This window comes from Stackebrandtia albiflava, from assembly GCF_007994225.1.
In the GTDB taxonomy this organism is placed as follows: Bacteria; Actinomycetota; Actinomycetes; order Mycobacteriales; family Micromonosporaceae; genus Stackebrandtia; species Stackebrandtia albiflava.
In genome coordinates, this window is the sequence record NZ_VLLL01000008.1 from 73,555 (window position 1) to 86,698 (window position 13,144).

General features: G+C 70.5%; 10 protein-coding genes and 1 CRISPR repeat array. Of the genes, 9 read left to right on the top strand and 1 reads right to left on the bottom strand.

Features of this window, described 5'->3' with window-relative positions:
- The first annotated feature begins 22 nt into the window (after positions 1-22).
- From LX16_RS21430 to LX16_RS21445, 4 genes are all read left to right on the top strand, one after another.
- On the top strand, positions 23-472 hold the full coding sequence (locus LX16_RS21430; protein WP_147142293.1) for a hypothetical protein: 450 nt from the start codon (positions 23-25) through the stop codon (positions 470-472).
- Positions 473-581: 109 nt separating this feature from the next.
- Positions 582-1,694, top strand: coding sequence for a hypothetical protein (locus LX16_RS21435; protein ID WP_147142296.1), 1,113 nt, complete (start codon positions 582-584; stop codon positions 1,692-1,694).
- Positions 1,695-1,827: 133 nt separating this feature from the next.
- Positions 1,828-2,064 carry a hypothetical protein gene (locus tag LX16_RS21440; RefSeq protein WP_147142298.1) on the top strand — a complete coding sequence of 79 codons (237 nt, stop codon included), beginning with the start codon at positions 1,828-1,830 and terminating at the stop codon, positions 2,062-2,064.
- Between the two features lie 46 nt (positions 2,065-2,110).
- A complete protein-coding gene (locus tag LX16_RS21445; RefSeq protein WP_147142301.1) occupies positions 2,111-3,583 on the top strand; it encodes a hypothetical protein in 1,473 nt (490 codons plus the stop codon).
- Between the two features lie 3 nt (positions 3,584-3,586).
- On the opposite strand, the gene ppc is transcribed toward LX16_RS21445, so the two are convergent.
- Positions 3,587-6,331 (bottom strand): phosphoenolpyruvate carboxylase, encoded by a 2,745-nt coding sequence (ppc, locus tag LX16_RS21450; protein ID WP_147142304.1) that lies wholly within the window; start codon positions 6,329-6,331, stop codon positions 3,587-3,589.
- A gap of 277 nt (positions 6,332-6,608) precedes the next feature.
- Between ppc and cysC the strand changes: the two genes are divergently transcribed.
- From cysC to LX16_RS21475, 5 genes are all read left to right on the top strand, one after another.
- Positions 6,609-8,141, top strand: a complete 1,533-nt coding sequence (gene cysC / locus LX16_RS21455; protein WP_147142973.1) for an adenylyl-sulfate kinase — start codon at positions 6,609-6,611, stop codon at positions 8,139-8,141.
- A 13-nt stretch (positions 8,142-8,154) separates the two neighbouring features.
- Positions 8,155-8,652 carry a DUF4385 domain-containing protein gene (locus LX16_RS21460; protein WP_147142307.1) on the top strand — a complete coding sequence of 166 codons (498 nt, stop codon included), beginning with the start codon at positions 8,155-8,157 and terminating at the stop codon, positions 8,650-8,652.
- A gap of 85 nt (positions 8,653-8,737) precedes the next feature.
- Positions 8,738-10,720: a CRISPR direct-repeat array (repeat unit 28 nt; unit sequence GGAACATCCCCGCGTGCGCGGGGAGCAG).
- Positions 10,721-10,970: 250 nt separating this feature from the next.
- On the top strand, positions 10,971-11,798 hold the full coding sequence (locus LX16_RS21465; protein ID WP_147142310.1) for a glycerophosphodiester phosphodiesterase family protein: 828 nt from the start codon (positions 10,971-10,973) through the stop codon (positions 11,796-11,798).
- Positions 11,799-11,921: 123 nt separating this feature from the next.
- A complete protein-coding gene (locus tag LX16_RS21470; protein WP_211354680.1) occupies positions 11,922-12,182 on the top strand; it encodes a DUF4235 domain-containing protein in 261 nt (86 codons plus the stop codon).
- Between the two features lie 126 nt (positions 12,183-12,308).
- Entirely contained in the window at positions 12,309-12,794 is a 486-nt protein-coding gene (locus LX16_RS21475; RefSeq protein WP_147142315.1) for a hypothetical protein, read from the top strand.
- Positions 12,795-13,144 lie beyond the last annotated feature (350 nt).

The window sequence follows — 13,144 nt, forward strand, 5'->3', positions numbered from 1 at the left end:
ATGACCTTCCCCCGAAAGGCCGATGCCGCGTAACCGGCCGCGCGCACTGCGCGTCACACCGGAACGTCCACCTCGCTCACTGCGCCGGATCCGTGGCCTGTCCGGCCGCACCGCGAGCGCCATCGCGCAGTGGGAGGCCACGACCGGCCTCCTCGGCACCTCTCCCGGCATGACGACCCTCGCATGGGAGTCGTATCGGGCGTTCACGTCCCGCTCGGGAACCACGGTCCGGTACCCACGTCCGGAGACCTGTGGTGCCCCGACCTGTGCGCTCGACGACGTCCGGCACGCCCGCGACCTCCTGGAGCAGGCCCTCGTCCGGCTTCCCCGGCCCGCCGGCGCCGAGCTGCGGCGACTGCTGGCCCCGCTGGACGACGCCTACCTGCGGATCACGCTGCCCGACCCGTTCGCGCGACACGGCCCGTACCGGAACCGCGCGTGGTGGTGGCATCGCCTCACCCAACCGTACTGAGCCGTCACCGATCGCCGGAGAGGCATAATGCGCGCGAGGTCTCCCAGTCGCCCCGCCGCCCGGAGCCGGAGGCGATTCCGGTGCCCGACTCACCATCATGGAGGACGATGTGACACACAAGGCCGGACTCTCGGCGCTCATCCCGGTCGTGCTGGCGGCCGCCGGTCTGTCGGGCTGTTCCTCCGACGTGGACGCCCTACCGGATCCGTGCGCCCTTGTGGACATTGAAGCGCTCGACGCCCCGGTGTTGCCCTGGTACACCCACGACGACATCGTCGCCGACGGCGCGTTGGAACAGGCGACCTGCCTGTTCGCGTACGACCCCGCCCGTTATCTCGATACCGAGCAACGCGAGGCCCCGGACGGGGTGCGGACGGGGGAACCGACCGTAATGGCCGTCTCCCTGGCCAGATACGAGGACGCCGAGGACGCCTGCGGCGACCTGGAGTGGTTCGACGGTGAGACCACCTCGGTGCCGGGCGCCGACACCGCCGAACACGCCGCTCACGGCGGCCAGGACGAGGTCGGCCTGTGCGCGGGCAACATCCACATGCAACTGACGTACACCGTCGTGGCGGACGACCGATCGCGGATCGTGCTCGCCGCCGCCGAGACGGCCGTGGCCCGGCTCGCCGACGCGCCGACCGCACCACGGACCGACAGCGCGAACCTGCGGGAGTCCTACGGCCTGGGCACACCCTGCTCACTGCTGACCGGTGACGACCTCGCCGCCCTGTCACCGGCTCCGGCCGGTACGGCCGACGGTGAGGAGCTTCCCCGGGGCTGGGCCGGCTACGACGCCGGGCCGGTGGCGTGCACGTGGCGGGGTGGCTCTCATCCGGTCGACGCACCCTATTCCGACGCCACCGGTACCGGCAGCCACCGGTTCGTTCTGACACTCGAGGCGATCGCCTACCCGCAGGTCGCGGGACGGTCGGGAACCGAATGGGTCGCGCGGGACCTGGAGAACCAACGACCGTTCCTGGAACCGACCGTCACCGATCGGGTCGCCGACGTCTCCGAGTTCGCCGTGTACTGGACGCACCAGGGGACGCGGCAGGGCGAATTGTGGGTGGCGGCCGGGGACGTCGTCCTCGCGATGCGGTTCCAGGCCGAGGCGGTCGGACCCGAATACGTGGCCGACACCTTGACCGACGAGGACCTGAACCGCCACCTGCACGCACTCGCGGCGACCGTGGTGGAACGGATCACCGAGGGTTGAACCACTGGAGCCGCCACACCGTAGTGCGCACGCACCTCACGCCCCCGACGGTGCCGCAGCCCGCCGGGGGCACCGTCTACTCTGATCGGCCGGTGCGGACGCTCCGCGCACCGTGACGCCTCCGAGGAGACCCGTGACCGACGAATCCCTTGCCACGCCCCACGACCGCGCGCTGGCCCGGCAACTGGCGTACCTCACACTCAAGATCGAACTGCCGATCCCGGAGGGTCCCTTCGACCCCGACGGCACACCCCGCGACCGCGCACTGGCGGCCGAGTTCGGTGACGAGTACGCCCGGCTCGCGGCGATCCCACCCGACCGGCGGGAGGCCCCGCACCCCGACTGCACCCACTGCGACCCACGGACCTGAGAACGGACGGCCACCGCGCGTTGCGGCGCGTCGATACCGTGGGCCCGTGGCGTTCTCCCTCGCGCAGGCCCTACCGGAGGCCGGGACGGTGCCGTTCCCGTGGGCTCCGCAGATCCGCCGCGCCCACCTCGCCGCGTTGCGGCTGCGGCTCGCCGTGTCGGTCGCGGCGTGGCTGGTCGTCGGCGGCGGTGTCGGCTGGACCACGGCCGTCCTGACCTGGGCACGGCCACCGGAATGGTTGGCGGTGGTGCCTTCGGGCGCGGTCGTGGCCGTCCTGGTGTCCGTCGTCGCGGTGACCGCGATCGCGACCCTCGACGGCATCGGGCCGGCCCTGGTGGTGGTGTGGGGATACGGCCGTCCCGGTGCCGTCGCCGCCTCCGGGTACTGTGCCGCGCCGCCACGCGCGTTGCGCGGCCTCGGCGCGGTGGCCGCCGGTGCGGGCCTGTCGACGGGGCTCGCCGCGGGCGTCGCGACGGCACTGCTGACCTCCACCGGCCGGGGTGTCGGTGCCGCCCTGGTCGCCGCCGCGGCACTTCTCGTGTCCGGGATCATCGGCCTGTTCGTCGCGGTGAGCCTTCCGCGCCTGGTGAAGGCGTGGCGCGCCGAACGCCGCCGGGCGGCCGAGCGGGACCGCGTGTACACGACCGGCAGCCACGTGGTCGGCAGGGTGACGGCCGCCGACTACCAGGGGTACCGGTTGGACGCGCAGCCGGTGTTCCGGATGACCCTGGAATACCCGGTGCGCGAAGAGATCCGGCGCGTCGAGTTCCTGCACGCCGACCATCCGTGTTGGGCACCGCTGCCCGGCAACGAGTTCGACGTCCGGTACGACCCCGCCTCACCGGACGACCCGGAGACGACCGTACTGGAACGCCGCATCGTCGGCCAGTCCTTCGACCCCGACACCGCGCCGCTGCGTCAGGGCCGGCACGAGGGCGAGTCGTTCCTGACCACGGAGGCACCCGACTGGGCGCTGCCGGACACGAAGGCGTCACCGGCGCGCGTCCGTTACCTGCTGTACCGGGCGTGCACCGTCAACGCCGTCGCCGCCGTGCTGGTCGCGGGCGCCGCGGTCGCCTGGACGACCGGCCACGGCCTCACACCCTGGTGGCTCGTACCGTGCCTGCTGGTGATGTCCACCCTGTATACCTGCCACGCCGCGTGGTGGTGGGGGATGCTGCGACGCGCCGACCGGGTGGCCGACCGGTTGTGGTCGCCCACGGCCACCGCGTGGCTCGGATGCGGGTTGGCGGGCGCGGTAGTGGCGACGGTCCTGGTCTCGGTCGCCCCGGGGGCCGAACCCGGTGGCGTCGTCCTGTTCACCGGGGCCGCCGCCCTGCTCGCCGGCTTCGGCGGCGTCACCAACGACTCGGTACCCGAGGAGACCCGGTGGCTCACCGGCGACACACCGCCACCGGTCGACGAGGTCCGCCAGGCCATACGGTCCGGCGACCCCGAGGCACTGCCCCGGCTCGCCGCACGGCACGGCTACCGCGCCGGACCACGCCACGCCCCGTGAGCCTCAGCCGGTGTTCCGCATCCCCGCCGCGATCCCGTTGACAGTCGTCAGCAACGCCCGCGTCAACTGTGGATCGTCACCGGACTCGCGCCGCCGCCGCAGCAACGCGATCTGCAGATGGTGCAACGGAGCCAGGTAACGGTCCCGCACGTCCAGGGTGCGCCGCAGCTGCGGGTTGCCCGCCAACAGTTCCCGCTCACCGGTGAGCCGCAACACCTCCGACACCGTCAACGCGAACTCCGCGCGGATGACGTCGAACAACCCGTGCAACCGCTTCGGCACCAACGCCTCGACGTACCGTGCCGCGATGTCCAGGTCGGTCTTGGCCAACGTCATCTCCACGTTGGACACGAACGTCCGGAAGAAGTGCCACTTGTCGTGCATCTCCGCCAACACCTCCGGCCCCGCCGACTCGCGCGCCGCCGCAAGGCCCGAACCGACACCGAACCAGCCCGGCACGATCTGCCGCGACTGAGTCCAACCGAACACCCACGGAATCGCCCGCAACCCGTCCAGGCCCGCATCGGTGTCGGGGCGTTTCGCCGGACGCGAACCGATGTTCAACGCCCCCAACAACTCCGTCGGCGACACCGCCCAGAAGTACTCCGGCAGGCCCGGATCCTCCACCAACGCCCGGTACACGTCCCGCCCGGAACGCGCGACCCGCCGCATCGTCCCGTACCACGCCTCCAACACCTCGGGGGAGTGCCGGGGCCGTGCGTGCAACAGCGTCGCCTTCAACACCGCCGCCACCGTCAACTCCAGGTTCTCCCTCGCCAACGCCGGCAACGTGTACTTGTCGGACAGCACCTCACCCTGCTCGGTCACCTTGATCGAACCGTCCAGAGTGCCCGACGGCTGCGCCAGGATCGCCTCGTGCGTCGGCCCGCCACCCCGCCCCACCGTGCCACCACGGCCGTGGAACAACCGCAACCGGACCCCGTGCTCCGCCGCGACGTCCCGCAACTCCCGCTGCGCCGCCTGGATCGACCACTGACTCGCCGCGATACCGGACTCCTTGTTGGAGTCCGAATAACCCAGCATGACCTCCTGCACGTTCCCGCGCGCCGCCACGATCCGCCGGTACGCGGGAATCCGCAGCAACGTGTCCAGCGTCTCCCGGCCCGCCTCCAACTCCGGGACACCCTCCAACAGCGGAACGAAACCGATGTCGGCGCGCGGCGCCGCCGGATCCACCAGGCCCGCCTCCTTCGCCAACACCACCGCCGCCAACAGGTCGTCCGGTCCCTGCGTCATCGACACGATGTACGACTCCACGACCTGACCACCGAACCGGCGCTGCGCCCGCCCGATCGCGCCGAACACGTCCACCGTCCTACGAGCAGCGTCCGAAAGCGACACGTCCCGGGGCGCCAACGGCCGCCGCGACTCCAGTTCCCCCGCCAACAACGCCAACCGCCGGTCACGCGACAACTCCCCGTACCGGGGCGAACCGTCACCCTCCACACGCAACCGGTCGTACAACTCCGCCAACGCCACGTGATGCGCCGCCGCGTGCTCCCGCACGTCCATCGTGGCCAGATGCAGACCGAACGCCGCGACCGTGCGCATCGCGTCGGCGACCTGACCCACCGCCGACAACCCGCCCCGCGACTCCGTCAACGCGTCGTGAATCGCCGTCAAGTCCGCCAACAACTCACCACCGTCGGCGTAATCACGGCCCGGCCGGTGCGGCGCACCCTCCGCGTGCCTTGCCCGCGTCGCCGCCAACTTCGCCTTCATGCACCGCGCCTTCAACCGGTACGGCTCCTCGGCGTTCACACGACGGAACCGTTCCGGCAGTTCGGGAAGCGCCGCCAGATCCGCCGCCAACCCGGCCATGAACGCCTCACCCGCCGGCCGCAGTCGCTGCGAGATCGACAACTCCGAGATCAACGCGTCCAACGCCCGCTCCGCCGCCCGGATCCCGTGCTCGTGCTGCAACGTCAACACCGTCGCCGTGACCTCCGGGGTCACGAACGGGTTCCCGTCACGGTCACCACCGATCCACGTCCCGAACCGCAACGGCGTGTCCGACGGCTCCGGCGACGCCCCCAACGACTCCAGCGTCCGCGACAGGTCCGCCAACACACGCGGCGCGGCGTCCCCGTACAGATCCGTCAGGTAATACACGGCGTTACGCGCCTCGTCCGCCGGATCTGGACGCTCCACCCGGACCTCGTCGGTCTGCCACAACAGGTCGATCAACTCCGCCAACCGCGCGTCGGTCGCCGCCGAATCCGCGTCACCCGCCAACGCCCGCTCCGCGGCCTCCGCGTCCAGGATGTCCGCGACCTGCCGCAACTTCGTCAGGATCGACCGCCGCGCCGCCTCCGTCGGATGCGCCGTGAACACCGGCCGGATCGCCAACCGCGACGCCGCCCGCGCCACCGCGTCCGGACCGATCCCCTCCGCGCGGATCTCCGCCGCCGCCTCGTCCAACCAACCACCGCGCGTCGCGCGCCGCCGCCGCAGATCCCGCGCCCGGTGCACCTGCTCGGTGATGTTCGCCAGATGGAAGTACAGCGAGAACGCCCTCGCCAGGTTCATCGCCGTGGGAATGTCCAGCCCGGCCAACCGGGCGGCCGCGGCGTCCTGATCGTGCCGGACGGCCCGCCGCACCTCCTCCACGAGCGCCAACAGCTCCGGGCTCTCCTGCCTGGACAGACCCTCGCCCAGCAGGGTCGTCAACCGCCGGATGTCGGCGCGCAGCTCGGTGTCGTCTTCGGTGATGGGTCGGGCGTCCATGGCGTCACTCCTGATCGGCGGCGGGGGTGATGCGGACGGCACTGTCCGAGCCGAAGCCTAGAGGATCCGCCGCCGCCGAGGGCCTGTCGGGTGACCTTCGTCGCACTCTGCGACACGGCCCGCCCGGCCCACACCACCGGTGACGAGGCCTTCACCGAGACACTGGCGGGGCGAAACGGGCGAAACGGTGTGACGGACACGACCCACCGGATTGGCCAACCGCCGCCGCGCCTGCGAAACTGGGGAACGCGAGTCATGGCATGGAAGGGGAGTGGCGTTGGTGTCCGACTGGGTCCTGCCGGATGAGGTGCTCGCCGACGCACCGACATACACCCCACGGCCGCACGAACTGGCCGACCTCGAACTCCTGCTCTCGGGCGCCTACACGCCACTGAGCCGGTTCATGAGCACCGCCGAGGTCGAGTCCGTCGCCACCCGCGGCGCACTACCCGACGGCACACCCTGGCCGACACCGGTCACCCTGGAGATCCCCGAACGGCTCGCCGAGGTGCTGAACTCCTCGACACCCCGGCACCGCGTCCTGGTACTGACCGACCCCGAGGGCGCCCCCGTCGCCGCGGTCGACGCCGTCGAGACCACCCCCGGCGCACGCGGCGCCGTCCAGGTCGCCGGGCCGGTCCGCCGGATCGGGGAGGTACTGCACGGCCCGTTCCGCCGCCTCCGCGCCGGCCCCGCCCAGACCCGCAAGACCCTCACCACCAAGCGCGTCCTCGGAGTCATCGCCGACCGGCCACTGCACCGGCCGCAACTGGCCGAGATCCACCGCGCGGCACACACCCTCAACTCACACGTGCTGATCCTCGTCCCGGTCGCCGGCCTCGGCCCCGACGGGCTGCCACCGGCCGCACTCGTGCGCAGCGTCCTGGCCGCCCGGGACCGGCTCCCCACCGCCACCATCGTCGCCGTCCCGCTGTCCCACCGGGGCGACGAGGTCCGGGACGGACTGCTCACCGCCCGCGTCGCCGCCGCCTACGGCGCGACACACCTGCTGTCGATGGGACGGTCCTTCGCGGGCGGCTCCGGAATCCGCATCGTCCTGCCCCGGCAACTGTGCTACGACGTGCGGGACGGCCAGTGGCGGGCCGTCGACGAGGTCGAGCCGCCGTTCCGCCGGCAGGCCATGACCACCGACGAGATCTACGACATGCTCGACCGGGGCTTCGGCCTACCCGACTGGCACACCCCGCCCGCCGTCGCCGCCGAACTGGCCCGCGCCAGGCCACCCCGCCGCAAACGCGGCGTCGTCGTGTTCCTCACCGGACTGTCCGGATCGGGCAAGTCCACGATCGCGCGCGGCCTCTACGACACCATCCTGGAGTCCGGCGAACGCACCGTGTCCCTCTTCGACGGTGACGTGGTACGGCGCATGCTGTCGTCCGGGCTCGGCTACTCCGCCGAGGACCGGGCACGCAACATCAACCGGATCGGATTCGTCGCCGCCGAGGTCGCCCACCACCACGGCGTGGCGATCTGCTGCCCCATCGCGCCGTTCGCCCGGGGACGCGCCCAGGCCCGCCGGATGGCCGCCGAAGCCGGCGCCGACTTCGTACTCGTGCACGTCGCGACGCCCCTGGAGGTGTGCGAGGAACGCGACCGCAAGGGCCTGTACGCCAAGGCCCGCGCCGGACAGATCAGCGACTTCACCGGCGTGTCGTCACCGTACGAACCGCCCACCGACGCCGAACTCGTCGTCGACACCACCGAGATGACCGTCGAGGACGCGGTGGGCGAGGTACTGACCTACCTCACCGACGGCGGCTGGCTGGAGAAGACCGGCCTGGGCGTCTGACCGGGGAGGCGAAATGGGCGGGAGATCCTTCGACTACTCACTCGACTACGAATCCCTCGACCTGCGCGCCCACCCGGAGCTGTACCGGGTCGGCAGAGGCGAACAGGGCGTGCTGCTCGTGCAGCCGTACAAATCGGAACTCCTGCCGCTTTGGCGATTCGCGACCCCCGAAGCCGCCGACCGGAGCAGTCGCGCCCTCCTCGCCGCGTTCCGGCGATATCTGGCCGACGGCGACTTCGTCGGCGCCGACATGGCCCGCAAGTACCTTCAGATGGGATATACCCGGGCACGTCGCTACGCCGCTCACCGGGGCGGTCGGATCTACGAGGGGCCGGTACCCGAGGAGGCAAGGGGACGCAGCGGCGCCCACGGCAGGCCGCGCCGCCCGCGCGCCCCCGAAGACCGGGTGAAGGCCGAGTCCGCGCGGATATTTTACCGTGCGTGGCAGGAGGCGGCCGCAGACCCGGCGTACCGCCGAGCCCGCAAGGCGCATCGCGACCGATACGGCTGACGCCCACGGGGGCTTTCCCCACCGCAGCCATCCCCGCATGCGCGGAGAGCAGGGAGTACGAATCAATGACTATTCCGGGGTCACCGGAACATCCCCGCGTGCGCGGGGAGCAGGATAGTCCTCACCACGCGCTATCAGCGTGGCGTGGAACATCCCCGCGTGCGCGGGGAGCAGTGGCCACCGATTCCTCGGTGGTGGCGGTTCGAGGAACATCCCCGCGTGCGCGGGGAGCAGCCGTATCGACCACAACTCCCCATGACCTGGTCTGGAACATCCCCGCGTGCGCGGGGAGCAGGCGGCCAGGGTCTCGGTGACGCCGTCGGCGCGAGGAACATCCCCGCGTGCGCGGGGAGCAGCGGAAGCCGAAGCGGGACAAGGGCGAGAAGTGGGGAACATCCCCGCGTGCGCGGGGAGCAGAGGTTATTCCCCGTGATGATCCACAGCCGGTCGGGAACATCCCCGCGTGCGCGGGGAGCAGTTCTCACCAAAACGACGGAGCACCATTACCGGAGGAACATCCCCGCGTGCGTGGGGAGCAGCACCAATGTCAGCGACCGCCGCCGCCCGCGACTGGAACATCCCCGCGTGCGCGGGGAGCAGCACGCCGAGTTGGCGAGGCGGGTGAGGGTGCGGGGAACATCCCCGCGTGCGCGGGGAGCAGACCCTCTCCCTGATCGGTGCCGACACTCGCCCAGGAACATCCCCGCGTGCGCGGGGAGCAGCTACCTATCAAACGCCTCTACGAATAGAGAGAAGGAACATCCCCGCGTGCGCGGGGAGCAGGTTCGCCTCACGCGATCGCCCAGGCGGACTTGCGGAACATCCCCGCGTGCGCGGGGAGCAGATTCCCGTTTCCAGCTCGGACAACTTACCGAACGGAACATCCCCGCGTGCGCGGGGAGCAGAGCATGGAATCCAACGCGCGTCTTACCGATGGGGGAACATCCCCGCGTGCGCGGGGAGCAGAGGTCGGTCAGGGCCGCGTCGATCCCCGACACCGGAACATCCCCGCGTGCGCGGGGAGCAGATTACTGAACTGACGCCGGTCTGTGACAACCCAGGAACATCCCCGCGTGCGCGGGGAGCAGGAAAAATGTACGGCAGGCCGCGACCGACGTCGCGGAACATCCCCGCGTGCGCGGGGAGCAGGTGGTGCGCTACGAGACGTTGTACCGCGTCCGCAGGAACATCCCCGCGTGCGCGGGGAGCAGAGCATGCACACGCTCGCAAACTCGCTTTGATCCGGAACATCCCCGCGTGCGCGGGGAGCAGAACGTCTCGATTCACTTCCGACCCTCCTTTTCGGGAACATCCCCGCGTGCGCGGGGAGCAGCGGCCATCAGTTCACGCAGCGCCGCGTAGATGGTGGAACATCCCCGCGTGCGCGGGGAGCAGTTCGCGGGCGGCCCGGTCCCCGCACACGGTGAGGGAACATCCCCGCGTGCGCGGGGAGCAGCGTTCCACTGTCGTTGACATGGACGGGTTCGCCGGGAACATCCCGGCGTGCGCGGGGAGCAGACCGCGACCGGTCACCGGAGTCGGTGAACCCCAGGAACATCCCCGCGTGCGCGGGGAGCAGTCGGGGGTGGGTGCGTTCATCGCGGGTTTGCTCCGGAACATCCCCGCGTGCGCGGGGAGCAGCCGGTACGGGCTCGGACCAAAAGGCCGGCCTTTGGAACATCCCCGCGTGCGCGGGGAGCAGCCGGAGGTGTCCGGCGGAGGCAGGGGAGGCTTCGGAACATCCCCGCGTGCGCGGGGAGCAGCGTTGCCATTTCGGCGGTTCCTTTCGATGTCGAGGAACATCCCCGCGTGCGCGGGGAGCAGCTTCGCACGGACCTTTTTCGCTCCGACCGGCTGGGAACATCCCCGCGTGCGCGGGGAGCAGAGTGACGGTGGCTGAACCGACGACGGCGCGCAGGGAACATCCCCGCGTGCGCGGGGAGCAGCGATCCTGTGTGTACATCGTTACTTCGACCTGAGGAACATCCCCGCGTGCGCGGGGAGCAGCTTGAGCATCTGGAAATCCACCATCGCCGGGGGGGAACATCCCCGCGTGCGCGGGGAGCAGACTCGGTGACCTGGGAGTCTACCGGCCGGTAACCGGATTTTTCACCAAGATCATTTAGTCGTGCCTTTCGGCGGGATCCTTTGTTCGCTCATGGGAAGTGTACGCAGTCACGCTGTCGGCTCCGCCACCGGAAGCGAAACCACACCGCCGGATCGCGACCCGTCGGGACGGCGGTCCACTGTGCGCGTCCTCTATGGGCCGAATATGTGAATGCGGAGGAACATGACCATATGACCTGAGGAGGACCGATATGCCCAGACCGCACCGACTCGCCGCCCGGCTCTGCGCCGCCGCCCTCATGCTCGGCGCCTTGCTCGTCCCACAGACGGCGACGGCAGCCACCACCACGACCGCCTGCCCCGGGATCTTCGCCCACGGCGGCTATCCGACCGGTCCACAGGCATGGGAACGCGACCGGATCAGGCAGCCCAACAATCCCGCAGCCCTTCGCGACTACCGTTCCATGGGTGCGGTCGGAGTAGAGGCCGATCTGCAGCTCACCCGCGACGGAACCAAGGCCGTCATGTGGCACAACGACACCACCACCGCGCTCACCGGATCCGGTGCCCACGTCAACACCCTGTGGTGGAACACCGGCTGGGACCGGCTCAACGGCCGCACCATCGAAGTCGGTCCGTATCGAGGCGAGCGGGTCTACACGCTGCGGCAGTATCTCGACGCCGTTCACGGCCTGGACATGGTGCCGCTCATCGAGATCCGCAGCCCCGCGCGTCAATCCCTTCTGCACAGCGACTCGACGATCCGAAACCGTGCCTGGGCGGAGGTCCTCGATCCGATCAGCGAGCGGATCGACCGTCAGGAGATCATGCTGTACACCCACAACGACGCCATCCGGCCAGAGCTGTTGGCACGCGCCCAAGCGGCCGGACTCGGGCACGTGGTCTCCTACGGATCGCATCGCCCGGTGTGGCCGGACACGGTTCCATGGGAGGAACCGCCACCCTCCGCGACGGGCAACCACCCCGCCTGGCAGGCCGCGCTCGACAAGGCGCCGCGCCGCATGGCGACCAGTTGGCCCGCCCAGATGCGGGACTGGATGAAAGGCAGATGCGGCTGACCTGCGTCGTCACCGCCTAGCGGGGAAATGCCTGGTTTGACCGCCCGCGTCCGGAGGGTAACCAGCCGTCGAGCACGTATGCAGGTTGCCCACCGTCGGTGGGTGTGTCCGAGAGCGGTGGCCATGAACAAGTTGCTGTACCGACCGATAGGGCTGGGGCTCGGTGTGCTCGGGGGTTGGCTCGCCGGTGAGGTCGTGAAGCGGGTGTGGGGTGCGATGTCACACGGTGACGACACCCCGGACGCGCTGGACGAGGACCGCACCTGGCGCGAGATCCTGGCCGCGGCCGCGATTCAGGGGGCGGTCTTCGCGACGATCAAGGCGCTCGTCGACCGCAGCGGAGCCACCGCGATCCGCCGCATCACCGGTAGCTGGCCCGGCTGACGCGAACGCGTCACCGCCGCGGGCCGGCGAGTCCGTCTTGCGGTCGGGTGACGATGCGGTCCTCCACCGCACGGAGGTGGAGGACCGGAACCGCGCCCAGTTGTCGGGGCGGGGCAGCATGGCGGCATGACCGGCGCCCTGTGGGATGAGGTGGGCGACCTGTGGCACGCCGACGTGCTCGGAACCCTCCCGGACGTGCGCATCGACGACGTGTCGCTGGACGAATGGCAGGAACTTCTCGACCTGTTCGCGGAACGGAGGTGGCGGCGGGAGTATCGGGAGTCCGGACGACTGCTTCCGTCACCGTCCGCCGCGTGGGCACTGGCGGGACCCGAAGGCGTCGAGGCACCCGAACTGCGGGTGTGGCCGGCGGACGACGTACTGGTGGTCGTCCGATTCCGTCGCGAGGACCGCATCGACCTCGACGTGGACCTCCGGGAACTGCGCGATCGGCGGCGCTTTTCAACCCTCTGTGGATTCATCCGTGATGTCGGGCGTCTTCTCGATCGGCCGGTGTCGCTGTACCCCGAAGGTGCCAACGGCGAACCGGTCATCGGTTACACCCCCGAAGCCGACGACGTCATCCGCCTGACCCCGCCGTCCGGGGAGTGACGGGGCAACCGGTCCCATCCCCGCGTGGGCGGGGAGCAGCGAGGCGATCGCAATCCGGGCGAGTGGATCTCGGGACCATTCCCGCGTGCGCGGGGGGGCAGCGGATCCGCAGGCTGTACGCCCGCCACGCCCATGGACCATCCCCGCGTAGGCAGGGAGCAGATTCGAGGCGACCTATTCGCTATCGCGTATCGAGGACCATCCCCGCGTGTGCGGGGAGCAGCGGACTCGGGCACGTGTGGGCTCGACCTTGCCCGGACCATCCCTGCGTGTGCGGGGAGCAGACCAGCGGGTGTGCCTTGCTGGGGATCAGGTTGGGACCATCCCCGCGTGTGCGGGGAGCAGCCTGC

Coding starts and splice junctions, on each gene's coding strand:
- LX16_RS21465 (WP_147142310.1), top strand. CDS start 10,971: ATGCCCAGACCGCACCGACTCGCCGCCCGGCTCTGCGCCGCCGCCCTC.
- LX16_RS21430 (WP_147142293.1), top strand. CDS start 23: ATGCCGCGTAACCGGCCGCGCGCACTGCGCGTCACACCGGAACGTCCA.
- LX16_RS21460 (WP_147142307.1), top strand. CDS start 8,155: ATGGGCGGGAGATCCTTCGACTACTCACTCGACTACGAATCCCTCGAC.
- LX16_RS21470 (WP_211354680.1), top strand. CDS start 11,922: ATGAACAAGTTGCTGTACCGACCGATAGGGCTGGGGCTCGGTGTGCTC.
- LX16_RS21475 (WP_147142315.1), top strand. CDS start 12,309: ATGACCGGCGCCCTGTGGGATGAGGTGGGCGACCTGTGGCACGCCGAC.
- ppc (WP_147142304.1), bottom strand. CDS start 6,331: ATGGACGCCCGACCCATCACCGAAGACGACACCGAGCTGCGCGCCGAC.